At 65.9% G+C, this 21,247-nt stretch carries 19 protein-coding genes and 1 tRNA gene; 3 read left to right on the forward strand and 17 right to left on the reverse strand.

Annotated elements, in window-relative coordinates:
* Window positions 1-8: 8 nt before the first annotated feature.
* From ACN0SE_RS17600 to ACN0SE_RS17620, 5 genes are all read right to left on the reverse strand, one after another.
* Window positions 9-707: a FadR/GntR family transcriptional regulator gene (locus ACN0SE_RS17600; RefSeq protein WP_417525840.1), complete on the reverse strand. Its 699-nt coding sequence runs from the start codon at window positions 705-707 to the stop codon at window positions 9-11.
* Complete coding sequence (locus ACN0SE_RS17605) at window positions 704-2,191, reverse strand: tripartite tricarboxylate transporter permease (RefSeq protein ID WP_417525841.1); 1,488 nt, start codon at window positions 2,189-2,191, stop codon at window positions 704-706. Before ACN0SE_RS17605 ends, ACN0SE_RS17600 begins: the two co-directional genes overlap by 4 nt.
* Window positions 2,192-2,194: 3 nt before the next feature.
* On the reverse strand, window positions 2,195-2,671 hold the full coding sequence (locus ACN0SE_RS17610; protein WP_417525842.1) for a tripartite tricarboxylate transporter TctB family protein: 477 nt from the start codon (window positions 2,669-2,671) through the stop codon (window positions 2,195-2,197).
* Between the two features lie 49 nt (window positions 2,672-2,720).
* On the reverse strand, window positions 2,721-3,695 hold the full coding sequence (locus ACN0SE_RS17615; RefSeq protein WP_417525843.1) for a Bug family tripartite tricarboxylate transporter substrate binding protein: 975 nt from the start codon (window positions 3,693-3,695) through the stop codon (window positions 2,721-2,723).
* A 325-nt stretch (window positions 3,696-4,020) separates the two neighbouring features.
* Window positions 4,021-4,097 (reverse strand) — tRNA-Arg (locus tag ACN0SE_RS17620).
* A 265-nt stretch (window positions 4,098-4,362) separates the two neighbouring features.
* Between ACN0SE_RS17620 and ACN0SE_RS17625 the strand changes: the two genes are divergently transcribed.
* From ACN0SE_RS17625 to ACN0SE_RS17635, 3 genes are all read left to right on the forward strand, one after another.
* Entirely contained in the window at window positions 4,363-5,385 is a 1,023-nt protein-coding gene (locus tag ACN0SE_RS17625) for a LacI family DNA-binding transcriptional regulator (RefSeq protein WP_417525844.1), read from the forward strand.
* 115 nt (window positions 5,386-5,500) lie between these two features.
* Window positions 5,501-6,697, forward strand: coding sequence for a winged helix-turn-helix domain-containing protein (locus ACN0SE_RS17630; RefSeq protein WP_417525845.1), 1,197 nt, complete (start codon window positions 5,501-5,503; stop codon window positions 6,695-6,697).
* Between the two features lie 568 nt (window positions 6,698-7,265).
* On the forward strand, window positions 7,266-7,472 hold the full coding sequence (locus ACN0SE_RS17635) for a DUF1127 domain-containing protein (protein ID WP_417525846.1): 207 nt from the start codon (window positions 7,266-7,268) through the stop codon (window positions 7,470-7,472).
* A 7-nt stretch (window positions 7,473-7,479) separates the two neighbouring features.
* Here ACN0SE_RS17635 and ACN0SE_RS17640 read toward each other — a convergent pair whose 3' ends face one another.
* The 12 genes from ACN0SE_RS17640 to ACN0SE_RS17695 all read right to left on the reverse strand — a co-directional run bounded on the left by ACN0SE_RS17640 (window position 7,480) and on the right by ACN0SE_RS17695 (window position 21,133).
* The gene (locus tag ACN0SE_RS17640; protein WP_417525847.1) at window positions 7,480-8,079 is read right to left on the reverse strand and encodes a glutathione S-transferase family protein; all 600 of its coding nucleotides are present in this window, start codon (window positions 8,077-8,079) and stop codon (window positions 7,480-7,482) included.
* A gap of 76 nt (window positions 8,080-8,155) precedes the next feature.
* Window positions 8,156-9,181: a DNA polymerase III subunit delta gene (gene holA, locus ACN0SE_RS17645; protein ID WP_417525848.1), complete on the reverse strand. Its 1,026-nt coding sequence runs from the start codon at window positions 9,179-9,181 to the stop codon at window positions 8,156-8,158.
* A gap of 3 nt (window positions 9,182-9,184) precedes the next feature.
* Window positions 9,185-9,679 (reverse strand): LPS assembly lipoprotein LptE, encoded by a 495-nt coding sequence (gene lptE, locus ACN0SE_RS17650; protein ID WP_417525849.1) that lies wholly within the window; start codon window positions 9,677-9,679, stop codon window positions 9,185-9,187.
* On the reverse strand, window positions 9,666-12,242 hold the full coding sequence (gene leuS / locus ACN0SE_RS17655) for a leucine--tRNA ligase (protein ID WP_417525850.1): 2,577 nt from the start codon (window positions 12,240-12,242) through the stop codon (window positions 9,666-9,668). The genes lptE and leuS overlap by 14 nt, the downstream gene beginning before the upstream one ends.
* 300 nt (window positions 12,243-12,542) lie before the next feature.
* Entirely contained in the window at window positions 12,543-14,183 is a 1,641-nt protein-coding gene (locus tag ACN0SE_RS17660) for a peptidoglycan-binding protein (protein ID WP_417525851.1), read from the reverse strand.
* 17 nt (window positions 14,184-14,200) lie between these two features.
* Window positions 14,201-15,373, reverse strand: a complete 1,173-nt coding sequence (locus ACN0SE_RS17665) for a phenylacetate--CoA ligase family protein (RefSeq protein ID WP_417525852.1) — start codon at window positions 15,371-15,373, stop codon at window positions 14,201-14,203.
* Window positions 15,374-15,488: 115 nt separating this feature from the next.
* Window positions 15,489-16,325, reverse strand: coding sequence for an ABC transporter ATP-binding protein (locus tag ACN0SE_RS17670; RefSeq protein ID WP_417525853.1), 837 nt, complete (start codon window positions 16,323-16,325; stop codon window positions 15,489-15,491).
* Window positions 16,326-16,393: 68 nt separating this feature from the next.
* Complete coding sequence (locus tag ACN0SE_RS17675) at window positions 16,394-17,683, reverse strand: ABC transporter substrate-binding protein (protein ID WP_417525854.1); 1,290 nt, start codon at window positions 17,681-17,683, stop codon at window positions 16,394-16,396.
* A gap of 55 nt (window positions 17,684-17,738) precedes the next feature.
* A complete protein-coding gene (locus ACN0SE_RS17680; RefSeq protein WP_417525855.1) occupies window positions 17,739-18,815 on the reverse strand; it encodes a branched-chain amino acid ABC transporter permease in 1,077 nt (358 codons plus the stop codon).
* A 102-nt stretch (window positions 18,816-18,917) separates the two neighbouring features.
* Window positions 18,918-19,292: a VOC family protein gene (locus ACN0SE_RS17685; RefSeq protein ID WP_417525856.1), complete on the reverse strand. Its 375-nt coding sequence runs from the start codon at window positions 19,290-19,292 to the stop codon at window positions 18,918-18,920.
* Window positions 19,293-19,323: 31 nt separating this feature from the next.
* Entirely contained in the window at window positions 19,324-20,277 is a 954-nt protein-coding gene (locus ACN0SE_RS17690) for a branched-chain amino acid ABC transporter permease (RefSeq protein ID WP_417525857.1), read from the reverse strand.
* A gap of 100 nt (window positions 20,278-20,377) precedes the next feature.
* A complete protein-coding gene (locus ACN0SE_RS17695) occupies window positions 20,378-21,133 on the reverse strand; it encodes an ABC transporter ATP-binding protein (RefSeq protein ID WP_417525879.1) in 756 nt (251 codons plus the stop codon).
* Between the last annotated feature and the right edge of the window lie 114 nt (window positions 21,134-21,247).

Here is a 21,247-nt window from a genome sequence, read left to right on the forward strand (position 1 = left end):
GGCGGTCCTTAAAGCTTGAGTTCGTAGAAACGGTCGGCCAGCACGTCGAGGTGCGACTGCATGGCGGTGCGGGCGGCATCAGCGGACCTGCGTTCGAAGGCCCGCAGGATGGCCCTGTGATCCTCGACCGATTGCCGGCGGTTGTCGGGGTGGCGGGTCTGATCGTACCAGAAGGCCCACATCTCGCTCTCGCGCATCCGCCAGAGCTGTGCGACGAAGCCCGAGAGCACGTCGTTTCCGGCGGCCTCTGCGACGCGCTGGTGAAACAGCGCGTCGGCGGCGTCGAACCGGGCGATGTCGTCGATGCTGGCGGCCATCTGATCGTTGGCCTCGCGCATGCCCTGCAGCTGTGCGGGCGTGGCATGGGTGGCGGCAAGCGCCGCGGTCTCGGCCTCGACCAGACGGCGGGCGGCCAGCACCTCTGACGGGGCGGCGCTGTCCGGTTCGCTGGGTACGCCGCGCGCCCGCACCGCCGCGTCGAGGACATAGACCCCGGCACCGACCTTGATCTCGATGTAGCGCATGATCTCCAGCGCAAGCAGCGCCTCGCGCACCGTGGTTCGGCTGACATCAAGGGTCTGCGCCAACTCGCGCTCGGGCGGCAGGCGTTCGCCAGAGGCATAGCGCCCGGTGTCGATCTCACCGGCCAGCTGGCGGGCGATCTGCAGGTAGCGGCGGCTGCCGCCGGGAAGGTCCAGAGGGCTCATGAGGCTTCCTTTTCCAGTCCGGTGCCGCCCTTTCTCAGGCGGGCAAAGACATGTGGCCAGGCGACGGTCAGGATGGCCAGCGCCAGGAACAGCAGCGCATAGGGTCGCGCCAGGATCTCGGTGACATCGCCGTCGGACATCATCAACGAGGCGCGCAACTGCTCTTCGGCAATCGGGCTGAGGACAAAGCCGATCACGAAGGGGCCAAGCGGCACCCGGCAGTATTCCAGGCCCAGGCCGATCACCCCGAAGGCAATCATCACCCAGACGTCGGCAAAGCTCGAATTCACCGCGTAGGAGCCGGTGACGCAGAACACCAGGATCACCGCCATCAGGCCCGAGCGCGGCAGCCGCACGATCTGGGCGATATGGCGCACTGACGCCCACATCAGCACCAACATCAGGATATTGGCCACCAGGTAGGCGGCAATGATGCCATAGGCGATTTCCGGCGCGTTCTGGAACAGCAGCGGGCCGGGCTGCAGGTTGTGAATGGTCAGGGCGCCGATCAGGATCGCCTCGGTCACGCTACCGGGGATGCCCATCGTAATCAGCGGGATCAGCGCGCCGCCGATCGAGGCATTGTTGGCGCTTTCCGCCGCGACGACGCCCGGCTCGTGCCCGGTGCCGAATTTCTCGGGCTCGCTGGAAAGCTGCTTTTCCGTCGAATAGGACATCAGCGCCGCGATATTGGCGCCGATCCCGGGCAGCAGGCCGATCCAAGTGCCGATCACCGATCCGCGCAGCAGTTTGCCGGCGTAGCGGATGTCGCTGCGATAAATCGGCAGCCGTTTCTTGGGGATCGCCATGGTCGTGCTGCTTTGCGGGGTGGCGGCATCGCGCAGGATCTGGCTGATGGCAAAGGCTCCGATCAGCACCGGCAGAAGGCCGAAGCCCGACAGCATGGTGCTTGAGCCGAAGGTCAGCCGCGCCTGGCCGATGGAACTGTCGATTCCTGGCAGGGCAAAGGCCATGCCCAGCGCCGCCGCCAGCAGGCCCTTGGTCAGCGAGCCCTGCGACAGCACCGCCAGCATGACCAGCGCCATCAGCACCAGGGTGAAATACTCCCACGGCCCGAATTGCAGGGCAAAGCGCGCCAGCGCCGGGGACATGCCGGCCAGAAACCCCCAGGAAATGATGCCGCCGACCACCGAGGCCATGATGCCGAGCGCCAGCGCCCTTTCGGCCTTGCCCTGCATCGCCATCGGATAGCCGTCGAAGGTGGTGACGATCGAGGCGGGCGTGCCCGGCATCCGCAGCAGGATCGCGGTGATCAGCCCGCCGGAAATGCCGCCGACATATTCGCCGATCAACAGGGTCACGGCGCCGACCGGGTCCATGTGGAAGGTCAGCGGCAGGGTCAGCGCAATCAGCATCGAGGCGGTGAGCCCCGGGACCGCGCCTACCACGATGCCAAGCGCCGTGCCGACGAACAGGAACAGCAGGTTCTGCCATTCGAACAGAAGAAGGAAGGCGTCGCCCATCGGTTATCCGATCGTGATGTAAAGAAAGTGGCCGAGGATGGTCGAGATCGCCAGCGCCAGCACCAGGCCCAGCCCGGCAAAGACCGCCAGATTGCGCCAGGATCTTGCACCGATGCTCAGGCCCGCGACCGTGACAAAGACCGTGGTCGCCGGGACAAAGGGCAGCCGCAGCACGTCCAGCGCAAAGACATAGGCGACCAGCGCCAGAAAGACCGCAAAGCCCTTGCGCGGGTCAGCTGTGCTTGCTGCCGTTTCCGGCGCGACCCAGCCGTGCCGCAGGCGCAGGCCGGCCCGCACCGACAGGATCGCCGCGAACAACAGCAGCAGCCCGCCAAGAATGCGCGGAAGCGCGGCCGAGCCCAGCGGCTCGAACCGCGGCGGCGGCAGCTCGGCGGCGCCGATGAACAGGGTCACCGCCCCGGCCACCACCAGCAGCGACAGGACAAGATCGGCGATGGAACGGCGCGTCGCTTCGGTCATGGGTCTTCCTCCGTCGGGCGGGCCGATACCGGCCCGCCGCAAAGTTCGCTCAGTTGATGGTCGCCGCAATGGCCTTCAGCGCTTCGAGCTGGCGGGTCGCGTCTTCCATCGAGGCAGCGCCAGAGGTCCAGTAGGGCTGCAGCGTGTTGTTGCGGAAATACTCGGCGATCTCGGGGTCGTTGATCGCCTTTTCCAGCGCCGCTTCCAGTGCCGCGACGTTTTCGTCAGGGGTCGAGGCCGGGGCCAGCCACCAGTTCGGATTGGCCCAGGACACGTCATAGCCCAGCTCGATCGCCGTCGGCACATCGGGCAAGTCGGGCAGGCGATCCCGCCCGAAATAGATCAGCGGCCGCAGCCCGTCGCCCTGCGCGAGGTATTCCGAGGCCGAAAACAGCGCGATATCGGCATTGCCGCCCAGGAGCAGGCGCAGGCGGTCCGCGCCGGAATTGGCGGTGACATAGCGGGTCTCGAAGCCGGCCTCCTTGGCCAGCAGGGCGCCGACGAAATGCGGAATGGTGCCGATGCCGACCGCTTCCACCAGGCTGCGGGGGTTGTCCTTGAGATGCGCGATCAGGTCTTCCATCGACTGGAAGTCGCTGTCGGATCTGACCACCCAGACCGGGCTGCCGCCGCCGGTGTAGCCGATCGACTTGAAGTCCTCGAGCTGGAAGTCGCCCAGACCCATCGCCATCGCGATCAGCGCCTGGTGGTGCCAGTGCACGATGGTGTGGCCCTCAGCGTCGCCGCGGTTCATCCGGTTGACCGCCGCCGCCCCGGCGCCGCCGTCGGCATTGACCACGGCCATCGGCTGGCTCAGCCAGCCCTGCTCCTTGATCTTCTCGCCGATCATCCGGGCGACGACATCGGTCCGACCGCCGGGCTTGAACGGCACGATCACTTCGATGGGCTTGGCCGGAAAGTCCTGCGCGCTGGCAGCGGTGGCGGTGATTGATCCAACCGGTAAAGCCAGCGCGATCGCGCCGATGAGCGATACCAGGGCCGATCTGCGGAAAGTTTTGGTCATTTTGGGGCTCCTCCCGAGGGTGTAGGTTCTGTCTTCTCCCTATTGGACCAACCAATACTGTCGAAATTACAAACTGTCTAGACCAATTTCCGTGGCATGTGGCGCGCGCTGGTTGTCCGACTGGGTACCGTGGCCGGGCTGGAGCAGGTCTATTGCGACGAGATCTTCTCGAAGCTTGATCCGGTGACCTACGGCACGAACTGAGGTTCTGGCTTGCCGGGCGTCCTGCAGGCCCGGCAAATCGATGCGCGAATGGCTGGCGGAGATGGTCTTGACCGTCTCCGCCTAACGGCCGGTTTCTGGGCGCGTAACCTCTTGATGTGTATGGCGACCCCGGCAGGATTCGAACCTGCAACCTGCCCCTTAGGAGGGGGCTGCTCTATCCAGTTGAGCCACGGGGCCGCTTGGGGGCTGACATAACCGCTGGAACGCCTCCTGTCAGCCCGGAAAGACACGGGTCCGAAAAAGTTGCGGCGGGGTTGTGGCGATCGGGTCAGCCTGCGGTGGGGCAATCCGGGGGCGCGGGATGCGGAGGGGCAGGTGCGGGCCCGGGCCGTGCGGTCGTTGCGGACTTGCAGGCCCCGACAGGCCCGCAGGAGGCGTCGGCGAACTTGAACACCCCGGACGGAATGCCTAGTCTGAGCGCGTATAAATCGGGATTATCCAAGTGACCTCAGAGCATAACCGTCCGCTGACGCTTCGCGACGTCTCAGAAGCCTCGGGGGTTTCCGAGATGACCGTGAGCCGCGTGCTGCGCAATCGCGGCGATGTCAGCGCCGCCACCCGCGAGAAGGTGCTCGCCACCGCCAAGCAGCTGGGCTACGTGCCCAACAAGATCGCCGGCGCGCTGGCCAGCCAGCGGGTGAACCTGGTGGCGGTGATCATCCCGTCGCTGAGCAACATGGTCTTTCCGGAAGTGCTCAGCGCGATCAGCGCGGTGCTGGAAGAGACCGAGCTGCAGCCGGTGGTGGGTGTGACCGATTACATGCCGGAAAAGGAAGAGCGCGTGCTCTTCGAGATGCTGTCCTGGCGACCCTCGGGGGTGATCATCGCGGGGCTGGAGCGGTCGGAGGCCTCGCGCGCCATGCTCAAGGCCTCTGGCATTCCGGTGGTCGAGATCATGGACACCGACGGCATTCCGATTGACGCCGCCGTGGGCATTTCGCACCGCCGCGCCGGGCGGCAGATGGCCAAGGCGATCCTCAAGCAGGGCTACGAGAACATCGGCTTCATGGGCACCAAGATGCCGCTGGACCATCGCGCCCGCAAACGCTTCGAAGGGTTCACCGAAGAGCTGGCGCGCAATGGTGTCGAGATCATGGATCAGGAGTTCTATTCCGGCGGCTCGGCGCTGGCCAAGGGGCGCGAGATGACCCAGGCCATGATGGAGCGCACGCCTGACCTCGATTTCCTGTATTACTCCAACGACATGATCGGCGCCGGCGGGCTGTTGTGGCTGATGGAAGCGGGGTACGACATTCCGGGCCGCATCGGTCTTGCGGGCTTCAACGGGGTCGAGCTGTTGCAGGGGCTGCCGCGCAAGCTGGCGACGATGGATGCCTGCCGGCGCGATATCGGCACCCGCGCGGCGCAGATCCTGGTGGAGCGGCTCGAAGGCGACAAGGGCGAGGAGCGGGTCTTCGAGATGACGCCGAAGATCAGTTTTGGCGATACGCTGAAACGTTACTGACGGTGCCCGGCGGCGGCGTTGCCTGGGGGCTCTGCCCCCGTCCCTGCAGGTCTCCCCCGCGGTATTTTCAAACAGAAGAAGCCGGGGGCGGGGTGCTTTTCTCGCAGGCCGGGACATGCTGAGGCTGGACAACCGGGCGGCGCGGCGATTGTTCCTGCATCGCCACGGGCTGGCCGAGACACCCGGCGGGCCGGCGCGGGGCACGGCGCTGGAAGAGGTGATCACGCGGCTGGGCTTTGTCCAGCTCGACAGCATCAACACCGTGGCGCGGGCGCATGACCTGATCCTGTTTTCCCGAAGGCCGCGCTATCGGCCCGACGCGCTGGGGCGGCTGGTCGAGGGGCGGCGGCTGTTCGAGCACTGGACCCATGATGCGGCGGTGATCCCGATGGGGTTTTACCCGGCTTGGGCGCTGAAGCGGCGGCGCGATGCCGAGGTCCTGGCGCAACGCTACCGGGTCTGGCAGCGGCATGATTTCCAGGCCGAGTTCGACCGGGTGCTGGCGATGATCCGCGACCGGGGGCCGGTCTGCAGCAACGATCTCGGCCCCGAGACGCCGCGCAAGGCTGGCGGCTGGTGGGACTGGCATCCGGCCAAGACCGCGCTGGAATACCTCTGGCGCAGCGGCACGCTGGAGATCTGCCATCGCTCGGGCTTTCGCAAGTTCTACGACCTGTCCGAGCGGGTGGTGCCGGAGGCGCTGCGCGCCGAGGCCTGGAGCGAGGCGCAGACCATCGACTGGCTTATGCGCGGCGCGCTGGCGCGGCTGGGGTTCGGCACGGCGACGGAACTGGCGGATTTCTGGGATATCGTCACGCGGGCCGAGGCGCGCGACTGGTGTGCCGCAGCGCTGGCGCGGGGCGAGATCGTCGAGGTCGGGGTTGCCGGCGCCGACGGGGTGGAGCGGGTGCATTACGCCGCGCCGGATGTGCTGGCAGCGGCCGAGGCGGCGCCCGGGCCCTGCCGCCGGTTGCGGGTGCTCAGCCCCTTTGACCCGGCGCTGCGCGATCGCAAGCGGGCCGAGCGGCTGTTCGGATTTCACTACCGGATCGAGGTCTTCGTGCCGGAGGCCAAGCGCCGGTATGGCTATTACGTCTTTCCCTTGCTCGAGGGCGACCGGCTGGTCGGGCGGATCGACATGAAGGCCGACCGCAAGGGCGATGTCCTGAATGTCACCGCGCTCTGGCCCGAGGCCGGGGTGCGCTTTGGCGCCGGCCGCTGTGCGCGGCTCGAGGCGGAACTGGCGCGGGTGGCGCGGCTGGCCGGGGTGACCCAGGTGACGTTTGCGCCGGGCTGGCTGCGGGAGGAGTGAGGCTGTCATGCCTTTGTCACCCGGACGCGCTAGAGCGTGGGGCGTGATTGGACCCGCCTGTCGGGCAAGGCTTATCGGACGACATTTCAGAACGACAGGGTGGGCCCTTTTGGCCCGCCCCTTTCCCTGACGCGCGTCGCCTGACCGATGCGCTGTCTGCACCTCCCGAAAATTCAGCCGCGGCACACCAAAACAGCCCCGCGCCGGGGGCTGTTTTGATCCCGCCCGCTGGCCGGCACAGGCCGACAGGGACCGGCGCTCGGGGAGGAGGCAAGCGCCAGCGTCAGGCGGGAGGGTTGGAACTGTAATGGGTCTAAACCCAAGATGGCATGAGGCCTCTGGCGCTGTCAAGGTAAACGCCTGATATCTAAGGTTAATGGATATAATCCCGATCTCTTGACCCATAAGGGCGCTGCGCCCGCCGTTCCAAACCGGTTCAGGTCGGAGACGGTGGCGCCGCTGGCTATGCGTTGGTCGCAAGGCGGGGTTGTCGCGCTGGCACTGGTGGAAATGCTGCACCTGCACAATATTGTTTAACAACGCACATGACGACAGAAGGACAGACTTCATGGCACAGATGACCACCAACATGATCGACACCCGCCCCGGCATCCTCGAGCGGATCATGGGCTTTCTCGTGAGCATTTCCGAGAACAACAGCCGCCTGCGTCGCGTCGAGTTCCTCAACAGCCTGAGCGATGACGAGCTGTCCGCGCGTGGCATCCGCCGCGAGGACATCGTTCGCCACGTCTTCGCCGACGCTCTGGCCTACTGAGCCGGGCTCAGCCTTCGGGTTTACCCAATGCACGGGCGCGTCCGAATGCCGGACGCGCCCGCATTCGTGACAGATATTGTGCAAGACGGTCGTCGGGGTCGGGAAATTTGGCAGAGATCGCCCAGTTGCAGCAATGGGTCAGGATGATGTCCGGCACGGTCATCATCTCGCCCATGACGAAGGGCCCGGTCAGACGGTCGGTCAGCCGGGTGATATTGGTCGCGTATTCGGCCTTGAGACTGTCCTTGATGGCCGGCACGCGCTGAGCCTCGGGCAGGACGAAACTGTGGCGCGAGGCGGTCCAGAGCAGCGCGTCAAGCTCATCGAGAATGGCGAAGGTGAAGGCATCCTGCCGGGCGCGATCGATGCTGCCGGCGGGATAGGTCAGCGCTTCGTGCTTGTCGGCGAGATAGGTCAGGATCGCCGAGGAATCCGTCAGCGCCGCGTCACCGTCGATCAGCACCGGGATCTTGCCGGCGGGATTATGCGTGGTGACCTCGGACGCATGCGGCCGCGCCGGCACGTGTTCATAGGCCGCGCCCAGTTCCTCGAGCATCCAGAGCACCCGAAAGGTGCGGCTGGCGACGCCGCCGATCACGGTATACATTTTCACTCCTTCCCTCGGATGCGCGCAGCTTAGATCCCGAGCGGCCGCGCCCGCAACCGCGAAGTCGCGCCGCGCCTCAGCGGTTGGCACCCAGCATGGCCAGCCGGATCAGCATGCGTTCGACCAGCGCCATCGCCGGGGCATTCTGCCCGGCCGAACGCAGCTGCAGGTCGGTGTCGGTCAGCAGAGAAATTGCCTGGTCGAGCTTGAACGCGCCCCAGGCGCTGGCCTGGCGGGTCATGCGGTCGCGGCGCGGGCCAAAGATCGGCGGGCGCATGGCGGCGATGCCGCGGGCCGCACCATCGGGATGGCTGGCGGCGGCATGCAGGGCACGGAAATGGCGCATGGCGGCGATCACCAGCGCCACCGGCTGGGTGCCCTGGGCGGCAAGGCGGGCCAGCATCGGGCCGATCTCGCGGGTCTTGGCCTCGGCCACGATATTGAGCACGTCGTCCAGCTCGGCCTCGGTCGAGACCGGGGCGACGGCGGCAATGTCCTCGGGCGTGACCGGAGTGCTGTCGCCGTGCTTGTAGAGCGCCAGCTTCTCCAGCGTCTGGCGGAAATCGCCGGGGTCGAGCGCGCGCGACAGGGTGGTGATATCCTCCATCGCCGCACCGCCGATGGTGACGCCGGCACGGTTGAGCTCTGCCTCGATCTCGGCGCGCGAGGGGGGATCGTCGTAGATCGCCGCGGCATAGGCATTGGGATGGGCCTCGAAGGTCTTGCGGATCTTGGACGTCGCCTTGAGCTGGCCGGCGGTGACGATGATCTGGGCATCGCCCTCGGCCCAATCCTCGAGCGCGGCAAGGATGGCGGGGGCGGCCACGTCCGTCGCCTCGTCGACAAAGGCGACACGGGGGCCGGGGAAGAAGCCGATCGCCTTGACCGCGTCGATCAAGAGCGTCGGCTGCTTGCGCAGGTCGCCACCGGGAATGCGGGTCAGGCGCATCTCGGATTCGCCTTGGGGGCCGACCAGCGCCGCGATCACCTCTTGCCGTTTCAGCGCCACACGCATGCCGTCGGGGCCGTAGATCAACAGGCCCGTGCGGCGCGGATCGGGCTTGGCGAAATAGCCGGGTGCTTCGCGGGGCGAGAGTTTCATGGCTCAGAGATCGGGCGCGGCGAGCACAAGCTCCTGCACCACCCGGTCGGCGAGGATCACCATCATCCGCTCTTCCGCATCGCGCTTGGCTTGCAGGGTGGCGACGGTGGAGCCAGAGGCGGAATAGCCGGTGAAATGCCGCAGGGTGTTGCTGTCGATGACCGAGCCGTCAGCGGCGCGCACCAGCGTATAGGTCACCGTGCCCAGCACCTGATAGCGCGTCAGCGCACCGTCGGAGGTGCTGGCCGAGCTTTCCTCTGACAGGCGGGCATTCAGGGCCAGCCGATAGGGGGCATCCGGCCCGCCGGCGCCGAGGCGTTCCTCGATCCGGCGGGTCAGGACATAGGCGTCCTGGCTGTCAGGTTCCTCGATCAGAACCGAGCCCTGCAACCGGGTGGCGACGCCATTGGTGCCATAGGCCGGGGCAAAGCCGCAGCCCGCGAGCGTCAGCGCCGAGAGGGCACCGACCAGCAGGCTGCGTCGGTCAGACAACCACATTCACGATCCGCCCCGGCACAACGATCACCTTTCTCGGGGCGCTGCCCTCCAGCGCCTTGATCACAGCGTGATGCTCGAGCGCCAGTTTTTCAACCTCTTCCTTGGTGGCCTCGGGGGAAACGCTGATTTCCGCCCGGCGCTTGCCATTGATCTGGATTGGCAGGGTGACCACGTTCTCGACCAGCATTGCCTCGTCGGCCTGCGGCCAGGGGGCGTCGATCACCAGACCTTGGCCGCCGAGCATGGCCCAGATTTCCTCGGCCAGGTGCGGCGTCATCGGCGCCATCAGCTGCGCCAAGGCACGGGTGGCCTCGCGCTTGGCGTCACCACCGGCCTTCGACTTCGCCAGAGTGTTGGTGAAGGCGTAGAGCCGGGCGATGGCGGCGTTGAAGCCGAAGCTCTCGATGCCCAGCGTCACGTCGCGGATCGCCTTGTGCATCTCTTTCAGCAGATCCTCATCGGCCCCTTGCGGGCCCTCCTCGGAGGCTGCGGCCTCGGCGGCGATGCGATGCACCCGGGCGAGGTGGCGCGCCGCAGCCTCGGCCCCGGCGGCGGTCCATTCGACATCCCGCTCGGGCGGGCTGTCGGAGAGGACGAACCAGCGCGCGGTGTCGGCGCCGAAGTTGGCGACGATCTCGGCCGGGTCGACCACGTTGTTCTTGGACTTCGACATCTTGGCCGAGGGGATCACCTCGACCCTTTCGCCGGTCTCGCGCACGAAGACACCGCCGTCGCGCTCTTCGACCTCGGCCGGGTAGTGGAAGATCGGCCGGTTGCCCTCGGTCCGCTCGGCGTTGCGATAGATCGCGTGGGTCACCATGCCCTGGGTGAACAGCGCATTGAACGGCTCGCGGGCGCTCTCGGGCAGGTGGCCGGTGATGTTCATCGCCCGCGCGAAGAACCGCGAATAGAGCAGGTGCAGGATCGCGTGCTCGACGCCGCCGATGTATTGATCGACGTTCATCCAGTATTGCGCGGCCTCCATGTCGGTCGGCGTCGCGGCATGGGGCGCGGTGAAACGGGCGAAATACCACGAGCTGTCGACGAAGGTGTCCATCGTGTCGGTCTCGCGCCGGGCCGGTTTGCCGCAGGCGGGGCAGGCGCAATCGCGCCAGGTCGGGTGCCGGTCGAGCGGGTTGCCCGGCACGTCGAAGGTGACGTCGTAGGGCAGCTCGATGGGCAGGTTTTCCTTCTTCTCTGGCACCACGCCGCAGGCCTCGCAATGTACCACCGGGATCGGGCAGCCCCAGTAGCGCTGGCGGCTGAGGCCCCAGTCGCGCAGGCGAAACTTGGTCACGCCCTGGCCTACGCCATTGGCCTCGCAGAAGGCGATGGCGGCGTCGATGCCGTCCTCGCCGGTCTGCTCGGTCTCGCCGGCAAAGCCCCTGACGTAGATCACCTTTTCCGACTTCGGCGGGACATAGGCCTCGCCGCCGTCTTCGGGCAGATCGCGGCCTTCGTCCTTGGCCGGGGCAAAGGTCGAGATGACGGGCAGGTCGTACTTGCGGGCGAACTCGAGGTCGCGGGCGTCATGTGCCGGGCAGCCGAAGATCGCGCCGGTGCCATAGTCCATCAGGATGAAGTTGGCGATATAGACCGGCAGCTCCCACGAGGTATCGAAGGGGTGGCGGACGCGCAGACCGGTGTCGAAGCCCTTCTTCTCGGCCTTCTCCAGCGCTTCCTCGGTGGTGCCGCCCTTGCGGCACTCGGCGCAGAAGGCCGCGACCTCGGGGTTGTCCTTCTCGAGTTGCCGAGCCAGCGGATGGTCCGGCGAAATGCCGAGGAACGACGCGCCGAGCAGCGTGTCGGGGCGGGTGGTATAGACCTCGACCCGGTCAAAGCCTTCCGGGCCGTCGGTGAGCCCGAAGGCGAACTGCAGACCGCGCGAGCGGCCGATCCAGTTCTGCTGCATCAGCTTGACCTTGGCGGGCCAGTCATCGAGCCCGTCGATCGCCTCGAGCAGTTCCTCGGCCATGTCGGAGATGCGGAAGAACCATTGCGTCAACTCGCGCCGTTCGACCTCGGCGCCCGAGCGCCAGCCCTTGCCATCCTCGACCTGTTCGTTGGCCAGCACGGTCATGTCGACCGGATCCCAGTTGACCACGGCATTCTTGCGATAGACCAGCCCGGCGTCGAGCATGTCGAGGAAGAGCGCCTGCTGGTGGCCGTAGTATTCCGTGTCACAGGTGGCAAACATGCGCGACCAGTCGAGCGAGAGGCCCAGCGGCTTCATCTGGTCGACCATGTCGTTGATGTTGGAATAGGTCCAGTCCTTGGGGTGAATGCCCCGGTCCATCGCCGCGTTCTCGGCCGCCAGACCGAAGGCGTCGAAGCTCATCGGGTGCAGCACGTTGTGGCCGGTGGAAATTTTGTAGCGGGCGATCACGTCGCCCATGGTGTAGTTGCGCACATGGCCCATGTGCAGCTTGCCCGAGGGGTAGGGGAACATTTCCAGCACGTAGTACTTGGGCTTGCCGCCTTCCATCGTGGCGGTGAAGCTTTGGGCCTCGTTCCAGGCCTCCTGCCATTTCGCCTCGATCGAGGCGGCATCGTAACGCGACATCAGCGGTTTCCCTTGGGCGGCTTGCGGTCATCCGCGGTGATATTGCGTGATGCGTCCAGCGTCCAGTGGGGGCGGGGAAAAAGGGGGGGCGGGGTCATTCCTCGCGCTTAACGGTTTCCAGCGCACCCTGCGCGGAGTCAAGGCCGCAGGCCGCCGCGCATCGCCGGCGCGCTCCCATGCGCTGGCGATACCTCGACGTCAGCGCACCGAAAGGAAGTCTTCCGGAGACGGCGGAAATAAAGCGCTGTCGAATTCCCGTCCAATCGCCACCGCGCGCGCCGGCAATGCGCGGCTCGTACCCTAGCGCCCCGCCAGCAAAAACGCCGCCGTCCGCTTGGTCACATAGCCGCTCGCAAAGATCCCCCGGTCCTTCTGATAGGCCTTCAGAGCCGCGCGCGTGCGCTCGTCGAACCGGCCATCGGCCAGCCCGGGCTCGTAGCCCAGACCCATCAGCCGCTGTTCGACCAGCAGCCGGGTGACGGTGTTGGTCAGGATTTCCTGCTCTTCCTCACGGGCGGTTTCGACCACGCGGTTGGTGTCGTCGGCGCGCAATTCACGGATGCGGCTGCGGGCGGCATCGGCGAACTCGGAGTTGCCGTAGCGGTTCAGGAAGTTCTCGTAGGCCTCGAGCGTGTCACGCTCCTGCGCATCACGCCAGGCGCGGCGGGCCTCGCGGGCGGCCTCGTTCTCGCGCGCCGCCTCGATCTCGTCGAGACCGCGGCGCGCATCGGCGGCGTAACGCCCGTCGGGATAGCGCTCGAGATAGGCGCGCAGGCCGGCCTCGGTGCCATTGGCCCCGGTGTCGCGCCAGACGCGATCCTCTTCGCGGCGGGCTTGGTCGGCCTGATCCTCGCGGACCGCGGCGGCGGCATTGGTGATCGCCCGCCATTGCCCGAGGTCGAGATAGCTGGTCACCCGGAACTTGTTGTCGCGCTGCCAGCGCTCGATGGCGGTGCGGGTGCCGCGGCCGAAGATGCCGTCGATGCCGCGGGTGTTGTAGCCCAGAAGCGTCAGGTCGGCCTGGATCTGCCGCCGGTCGCCGCGGCTGAGGTTGAGCGCATCCTCGGCCTCCTTCCAGCGGTTGGCCTCTTCGGCGCTCAGCGCGGCAATCCGGCGCTTGGCCTCGCCGACATAGCGACCGCGGGGATACCGCTCGAGATATTTCAACAGGGCCGGCTCGGTGCCGATGCTGCTGACCGCGGTCCAGAAGCCCTCTTCCTGCGCTTGGGCGCTCAGAGCCTCGGTGTCGACCGGCGGTTGCGCTGGCACCACGCCACCCTCGGTGAAGCCGACGCTGTCACTGAGGAAACCACGTGCCGAAAGCTGTTTCAGCGCCTCGTTCAGGCTCACGCCTTCGCGCAGCAGCCCGGCAAAGATCGCATAGCGCATCCATTCCGCCGTGCCGCTGGCCAGGGTCACCCCCTGCGGCAGCTCCATGCCCTGGGTGCCGCTGCGCAGCCCGGTTTCCTGCGGTGAGAGCGTGCTCGACCGCCCGGCCAGGATCACCGCGCGGCCGGCGGCGGCGTCGCCGGCGATCTCGGCCAGGGCAGACAGCGACACGCCATAGAGCGGCAGGTTGAGCGGGTCGATCTGTTCGTAGGCATCGGTGGCCAGGAACCAGGCGTCGGTGTTGCTGCTGACGATATGACCGTCGATCACGATGATCACCCGGTCGGCGTCGGCGGCACGCTCGCGAAAGGTCTGGGTCGCCTCCATCAGCTCGTTGATTCTGTCGTTGTAGCTGGTGATCACGTCAAAGCCGACATCCTCGAGCCGCTGGCTGATCGCCCGCAGGTCGCGCGCGCCACGCACGTCCTCGAGGTTGCGATAGTCCCAGTTGGACAGCACCAGGGCCAGATCGGCGGCGCTCAGCGGGCTGGCGGCAAGAAGCGCCGCAGCGGCAACGGACCGCAGCAGCGCGCGGGGCAGGGACAGGGACATGATCATTCCTCCCGGATTCAGTCGTAGACGCGGGTATCTTCGATCACAACGCCATCCTTGGGAAGCTCACCGGGCCTCACAAGCTCGACAGCACCGCGTAACTTGAGCACCTCGCGTATGGATGCCTCGTAGAGGGTAGGGTCCGCCGAGCGGCTTTCAAGCCGGACGATCATCTTGTCGCTTTCGCCGTCGCGGGCGGCGATCACCCGGGCGCGGATCACGTCGTCGTGCCGTGCCACCAGTTCCGCCACCTGTTCGGGGCGCACGAACATGCCCTTGATCTTGGTGGTCTGGTCGGCCCGGCCCATCCAGCCCTTGATCCGCATATTCGTGCGGCCACAAGGGCTTGCACCCGGCAGCACGGCGCTCATATCGCCGGTGGCAAAGCGGATCAGCGGGTAGTCGGGGTTCAGCGTGGTGACCACGATCTCGCCGACCTCGCCCTCGGGAACAGGGTCGCCGGTGCCCGGGGTGACGATCTCGACGATCACCCCCTCGTCGATGATCATGCCCTCCTGCGCCGGGCTCTCGTAAGCGATATTGCCCAGATCGGCGGTGGCATAACACTGCAGGCAGGCGATGCCGCGGTCGGCGTATTCCTGCCGGAGCGACGGAAAGAGCGCCCCGCCGCCCACCGCCGCCTTGGTGATCTTGAGCGTCAGGCCCATCTCCTCGGCCTTGTCGAGGATCACCTTGAGGTAATCCGGCGTGCCGGCATAGGCGGTCACCCCGACGTCATGGGCGGCGCGGGCCTGCAGCTCGGTCTGTCCGGTGCCGGCGGGCAGCACCGTGGCACCCACCGCCCGCGCGCCGTTCTCGAAGATCATCCCGGCCGGGGTCAGGTGATAGCCGAAGCAGTTCTGCACGATGTCACCGGCGCCGATGCCGGCGGCATGCAGGAACCGGCCCATGCGCCACCAGTCGTGGCTCACGCCGCCCGGTTCGTAGATCGGGCCGGGCGACTGAAAGACATGCGCGATGTTCGACACCGGCAGCCCGCCAAAGGGCGGCTCGGCCTTCTGTTTCGCCACCAGGTCGGACTTGCGCAGCACCGGCAGGCGCGCCAGGTCCGACAGGTCGCGCACCGGGTCGAGCCCATGGCGCGCCAGCTGCGCATTCAACGCCTCGCGCTGGGCGGCGGCGCGCGCGTCGGAAGAGCGGGTTTCCAGGGCGTCGTAATGGCGACTCATGACTGGGGTTCCTTTGATGAACAGGCGTGGGTAAAGCGGCCGGGCCTCGGCCCGGCGTCCCGGTGGTGCCGGGCAAGGGCCCGGCCTGCGGCGGTCTTCAAATCGTCGTGCGGCGTCAGGCCAGCCAGCGCTTGCGGCGGCGGTAGGAGCGCACGTCGCGGAACGACTTGCGGCCCTCGTCGGACATGCCGAGGTAGAATTCCTTGACGTCGGCATTTTCGCGCAGGTCCTTGGCGGCGCCGTCCATCACCACCCGGCCGCTTTCGAGGATGTAGCCGTAATGGGCAAAGCGCAGCGCCACGTTGGTGTTCTGCTCGGCCAGCAGAAAGGAGACGCCCTCGTTTTCGTTGACCGATTTCACGATCTCGAAAATCTGCTCGACCAGCTGCGGCGCCAGCCCCATCGACGGCTCGTCCAGCAGGATGGTCTCGGGCCGGCTCATCAGCGCGCGGCCGATCGCCGTCATCTGCTGCTCGCCGCCAGAGGTATAGCCGGCCTGGCTCTTGCGCCGCTCTTTCAGGCGCGGGAAATAGGTATAGACCATCTCGAGATCGGCCTCGATCGCGCCCTTGCCGTCACGCCGGGTATAGGCGCCGGTCAGCAGGTTCTCCTCGACGGTCAGGTGTTCGAAACAATGCCGGCCTTCCATCACCTGGATCACCCCGCGCTTGACCAGCGAGGCGGGGTCGAGCCCCTGCACCGTCTCGCCCTTGTAGAGGATCGAGCCCTTGGTGACCTCGCCGCGTTCCGAGTGCAGCAGGTTGGAAATGGCCTTGAGCGTGGTGGTCTTGCCGGCCCCGTTGCCGCCCAGAAGGGCGGTGATCCCGCCCTTGGGCACCGAGAGCGACACACCTTTGAGCACGAGGATCACGTGATTGTAGATCACCTCGATATTGTTGACCTCCAGAAGGGCCTCTTTGGTTTCGGCTGTGGTCGGGGCGGCGTCCAGCATCTTCTTCTCTTTCAAAAATACGCAAGCCCGGCGGCGACGCTTGGTGCCGCCGCCGGAAGATCGGAGACTTACATCTCGCAGGCGTCGTTTACCGGCCAGGGCGCATTGGCCTCGGCGTATTCGGCGGCCTTCTCGGCGACCAGCGCCTCATAGGCCTCGGTGTTCGGCGTCAGGTGGTCAGAGACCTTGACGAACTTCTCGCCGTCCCATTCCAGCATCCAGCCACCCGATTTGCCGGTGTGGTCGGCGCAGGACGTCTTGAACGGCGGCACCATGCCATCAAGACCCAGCTCGGAGATGCGTTCCTCGGTCATGTCGATGTTCTCGAGGCCCCAGCGCAGCTGGCTGGCGTTGATCTCGGCGGTGCCGTACTCTTCCTGAGCGACGCGGATGCCCTCGGCGAGGATGGCCGAGATGATGATGCCGCGGTTGTAAAACACGCCGGCCATCTCTTCCTCGTTCGATTGCGAGTTGCCGGCTTCGACCACGTGCTTCTTGATGTCGGCCACGACCGGTGCGTCGAGGTTCGGGAACGACCACGAGATCGCTTTGTAGCCCTTGCCGTCTTCGCCCACGATCTTCAGGTCAGCGTCATGGCTTGCCCACCAGACGCCGATGAAGTTCTCCATCGGGAACTTGGTCTTGACGGCCTCGGTGATGGCGCCGGCGTTCATCGCGCCCCAGCCCCACATCACCACGTAATCCGGGCGTTCGCGGCGGATCTGCAGCCATTGCGCCGATTGGTTCTGCATCTCCTTCAGACCGACCGGGATCGGCAGGAATTCAAAGCCCTTGGCTTCTGCCATCTGTTCGAACACCGGGATCGGCTCCTTGCCGTAGGGGTGGTCGAGGTGCAGGAAGGCGATCTTCTTGCCGTCGAGGCTGTCCTGGCCTTCGAGGTACTGCACGATCATGTCGGCGGCGTCCCAATAGCCGGCAGGCGTGTTGAAGGCCCACTGGAAGGTCTTGCCGTCCATCATCGGCGAAAAGCCGTAGCCGGGCGCGAGGATCGGGATCTCGTCGACGTTGGTCTTGGGCAGAACCTGCAGGGTGATGCCGGTCGACCAAGGCTGGGTCACGATCGCCTTGTCCTTGGTCTTTTCATAACATTCGGCGCCCTTCTCGGTGGAATAGCCGGTCTCGCATTCCTCGAAGTCGATCATCACGCCGCCGATGCCGCCGTCGCGCGCATTGAGCATGTTCATGTAGTCGGCCTGGCCGTTCATCAGCGGAATGCCGGTGTTGGCAAAGGGGCCGGTGCGGTAGCTGAGGTTCGGGGTATAGAGCCCCTCGGCCAGCGCCGCGCCACCGACGGTGGCCAGCGCCGCCGCTGCGGCCAGTCTGGTAAAGTGTTTCATCTGGTATCCTCCCATGGATTGCTTGGTCAGGTTGTTGTGGTTGGTGGGCCGGCCCCTAGTGCGGGAACGGCCAGAGAATGAGCTTCTCGCGGATCAGCGCCCAGAGCCGTGCAAGGCCATGCGGTTCGATGATCAGGAAGAAGACGATCAGGCCGCCGACGATCATGATGTTCAGGTGCTCGACCATCGCCGAGGAGATCGGGATGCCCAGCGCCTGCGGCACGATGCCCAGCACCACCGGCAGGCCGACGATCAGGATCGCGCCCAGGTAATTGCCGAGGATCGAGCCCAGACCGCCGATGATGGCGATGAACAGGATGCGGAACGACAGCGGGATGTCAAAGAGGTTGGGCTCGGCCGCGCCGCGCCACATGAAGACGAAGAGCGCGCCGGAGACGCCGACCACATAGGAAGACACGGCAAAGGCGGTGAGCTTGGACTTCATCAGGTTGATGCCGATCAGCTCCGCCGCGATGTCCATGTCGCGGGTGGCCTTCCAGGTCCGGCCCAGGTTGCCGCGGGTCAGGTTGATGCAGAGCAGGGTCATCAGGCTGACGATGCCCAGCACCACGAAATACTGCGTCAGCGACGAGGCCTGCGGCCCGGCGACATAGACGCCAAAGGCCTCGAGGTTGGGCACCTGGATCGCGCCCGAGGCGTTGTAGTTGTAGAGCCAGGCCCATTTCTCGAACAGCCACACCAGAAAGAACTGCGCCGCCAGCGTCGCGATGGCGAGGTAGAAGCCCTTGATCCGCAAGCTGGGGATGCCGAAGGCCACCCCGACCCCGGCCGAGAACACGCCCGACAGCAGGATCGCCACGATCGGGTTCATCCAGGGCATCAGCGTGACCATCTTGTAGCAAGCATAGGCGCCCACCCCCATGAAGGCCGCGGTGCCGAGGCTCAACTGGCCGGCATAGCCGGTCAGGATGTTCAGCCCCAGCGCCGCCAGCGCGTAGATCATGATCGGAATGAGCAGAGTCTGAAAAGTGAACTCGCTCGCCGTGAGCGGAAAGATCACCCAGGCAAAGAGCAGGATGATCGCCAGGAGCACGGCATCCTGCCGCACCGGGAACAGCGCCTGGTCGGTCTTGTAGCTGGTCTTGAACTGTCCTGCGGTTCTATAGAGCATTCGTTCTGTTCCGTTCTGTCACGTGGCGGCGTGTCACGTGCGCCCGCCGCTGTCTCTGTCTTCGTGGCAGCGCGCGTCCTGCGCTGCCGGTGCTGTCTGTCGTCACGGCCACTCGGCGGCCTCGCCGGGAAAGTCGTTGCCCTGCGGCTTCACCAGGCAGAACCTGTGACCGGTCGGCGCCTGCATCACCGTCCAGCCCTTGACTGCGCCGATGGTCTCGGCGCCCAGGGCCTCGAGCCTTTGGGCCTCGGCGCCCTGGTCGTCGGTCTCGAGATCGAGATGCACCCGCGGCGCATGATCGACCGCCTGCAGCAGCACCCGGGGTGACCCCTGATGCCCGTCGAACTGGGCATACTTGCCGTCGGGGTCGATCCGGCCCTCCTTGCCCAGGGCGGCGGACCAGAAGGCGCAGGCCTCGGTCAGGTCGTCGGTCTGGCAGTCGATTACGATGCATCCGATGCGGGATCTGTGGCTCATGTCGCTGTCTCCGTGGCGGGCCGGCGCCCGCCTACACCCTCTCGATGATACGTTCGCCGAACAGCCCCTGCGGCCGGAACAGAAGCACCACCAGCGCCAGCACGAAGGCAAACCATGTCTCGGTATTGCCGCCCAAGAGCGGCTGGCCCCAGTAGATCTCGAAAAGCTTTTCCGACAGCCCGATCAGCAGCCCGCCGATGATCGCCCCGGTGATGCTCTCGAGACCGCCGAGCATCAGCACCGGCAGCGCCTTGTAGGCGATGACCTCGAGCGCAAAGGACACCCCGGCGCGCGCGCCCCAGGCAATGCCGGTGACCAGCGCGATGATGCCGGCGATGAACCAGACCAGAACCCAGACCGTCTGCAGCGAGATGCCGACCGAAAGTGCCGCCTGGTGATCGTCGCCCAGCGCCCGGATCGCCCGGCCCATCTGGGTGTAGTTGAGGAAGGCCAGGAGCGCGATCACCAGCAGGGTCGCCACGACAACCACCGTGATATCAAGGTGTTGCAGGATCAGAAGCCCGCCGAAGGGCTCCATCACCGTGTCGCCGGTGGGAATGCCCAGCTCTTCGGTGATCATCACCTTGTTCTCGCCGCCGAAGATGATCTCGCCCAGACCGATCAGGAACAGCGTGATGCCGATCGTTGCCATGAAGAGGATGATGTCCGGCTGGCCCACCAGCGGCCGCAGCACGATGCGCTCGATGCTGACAGCGAGGATGAACATCACCACCAGCGTCAGCCCGACCGAAATCCAGGCCGGAACGCCCATGGCGTGAAGCCCCACCAGCGTCAGCGCGGCAAAGACCACCATGATGCCCTGGGCAAAGTTGAAGATCCGGCTCGAGCGGAAGATCAGGACAAAGCCCAGCGCGATCAGCGCATAGAGAATGCCCGAGACCAGCCCTTCCCAGAGCACCTGCATCAGGAAGTCCGGCGCTTCGACCATGTCGACGAAAGGGGTGATGAATATGTCTTTCAGCATGTCTTCGCTTTCCTGTCACGCGCGTCCCCGGGGTGATCGGGGACACTGCCGTGTTTGCCATGAGGTCCCGGAGCAGGTCCGGGACGCGTCGATGAAATCCTCAATGTGCGACCCCCAGATAGGCGTCGATCACATCCTGGTTGCTGCGCACCTCGTGTGGCGTGCCGTCACCGATCTTCTTGCCGTAATCCATCACCACCACCCGGTCGGAGATATCCATCACCACGCCCATGTCGTGCTCGATCAGGGCGATGGTGGTGCCAAACTCGTCGTTCACGTCGAGGATAAATCGGGACATGTCCTCCTTCTCCTCGACGTTCATGCCCGCCATCGGCTCGTCGAGCAGCAGGATCGACGGCTCGGCGGCCAGCGCGCGGGCCAGCTCGACCCGCTTCTTCAGGCCATAGGGCAGGGTGCCCACCGGCGTCTTGCGGATGTGCTGGATTTCGAGAAAGTCGATCACCTCTTCGACCTTGCGGCGATTGGCGATCTCCTCGTCACGCGCCTTGCCCCACCAGAGCGCCTGACTGGCCATGCCGGCATGCATGTGGGTCAGCCGGCCAGTCATCACGTTGTCCAGAACGCTCATGCCTTCAAACAGCGCGATGTTCTGGAAGGTCCGGGCCACCCCGAGCCGCGCCACCTCGTAAGGCTTCATCGCCGGTCGGCGCGACCCCTTGTACCAGACCTCGCCCTCCTGCGGATGGTAGAACCCCGAGATCACGTTCAGCATCGACGATTTGCCGGCACCGTTGGGCCCGATGATCGCGCGGATCTCGCCCTCCCTGATGTCAAAGGAAATATCCTGGATCGCCACCACGCCGCCAAAGCGCAGGGTGATGTTCTTCATCTCCATCAACACGCCACCGATCTGGCGGCCGTCCTCGGTCACGTAGCCTTCGGTATCCTTCACCGTGCCACCCCCTGCTTCTTCTCTTTCAAAATACGCAGCCCGCCATCGGCCCCCTGC

This window comes from Marinovum sp., assembly GCF_048263515.1.
GTDB lineage: Bacteria > Pseudomonadota > Alphaproteobacteria > Rhodobacterales > Rhodobacteraceae > Marinovum.

Bases quoted from the DNA above. Each gene is read 5' to 3' on its own strand.
- ACN0SE_RS17600 (WP_417525840.1), bottom strand. From the start codon at position 707: ATGAGCCCTCTGGACCTTCCCGGCGGCAGCCGCCGCTACCTGCAGATC.
- ACN0SE_RS17605 (WP_417525841.1), bottom strand. From the start codon at position 2,191: ATGGGCGACGCCTTCCTTCTTCTGTTCGAATGGCAGAACCTGCTGTTC.
- ACN0SE_RS17610 (WP_417525842.1), bottom strand. From the start codon at position 2,671: ATGACCGAAGCGACGCGCCGTTCCATCGCCGATCTTGTCCTGTCGCTG.
- ACN0SE_RS17615 (WP_417525843.1), bottom strand. From the start codon at position 3,695: ATGACCAAAACTTTCCGCAGATCGGCCCTGGTATCGCTCATCGGCGCG.
- ACN0SE_RS17630 (WP_417525845.1), top strand. From the start codon at position 5,501: ATGCTGAGGCTGGACAACCGGGCGGCGCGGCGATTGTTCCTGCATCGC.
- ACN0SE_RS17635 (WP_417525846.1), top strand. From the start codon at position 7,266: ATGGCACAGATGACCACCAACATGATCGACACCCGCCCCGGCATCCTC.
- ACN0SE_RS17640 (WP_417525847.1), bottom strand. From the start codon at position 8,079: ATGTATACCGTGATCGGCGGCGTCGCCAGCCGCACCTTTCGGGTGCTC.
- holA (WP_417525848.1), bottom strand. From the start codon at position 9,181: ATGAAACTCTCGCCCCGCGAAGCACCCGGCTATTTCGCCAAGCCCGAT.
- lptE (WP_417525849.1), bottom strand. From the start codon at position 9,679: ATGTGGTTGTCTGACCGACGCAGCCTGCTGGTCGGTGCCCTCTCGGCG.
- leuS (WP_417525850.1), bottom strand. From the start codon at position 12,242: ATGTCGCGTTACGATGCCGCCTCGATCGAGGCGAAATGGCAGGAGGCC.
- ACN0SE_RS17660 (WP_417525851.1), bottom strand. From the start codon at position 14,183: ATGTCCCTGTCCCTGCCCCGCGCGCTGCTGCGGTCCGTTGCCGCTGCG.
- ACN0SE_RS17665 (WP_417525852.1), bottom strand. From the start codon at position 15,373: ATGAGTCGCCATTACGACGCCCTGGAAACCCGCTCTTCCGACGCGCGC.
- ACN0SE_RS17670 (WP_417525853.1), bottom strand. From the start codon at position 16,325: ATGCTGGACGCCGCCCCGACCACAGCCGAAACCAAAGAGGCCCTTCTG.
- ACN0SE_RS17675 (WP_417525854.1), bottom strand. From the start codon at position 17,683: ATGAAACACTTTACCAGACTGGCCGCAGCGGCGGCGCTGGCCACCGTC.
- ACN0SE_RS17680 (WP_417525855.1), bottom strand. From the start codon at position 18,815: ATGCTCTATAGAACCGCAGGACAGTTCAAGACCAGCTACAAGACCGAC.
- ACN0SE_RS17685 (WP_417525856.1), bottom strand. From the start codon at position 19,292: ATGAGCCACAGATCCCGCATCGGATGCATCGTAATCGACTGCCAGACC.
- ACN0SE_RS17690 (WP_417525857.1), bottom strand. From the start codon at position 20,277: ATGCTGAAAGACATATTCATCACCCCTTTCGTCGACATGGTCGAAGCG.
- ACN0SE_RS17695 (WP_417525879.1), bottom strand. From the start codon at position 21,133: ATGGAGATGAAGAACATCACCCTGCGCTTTGGCGGCGTGGTGGCGATC.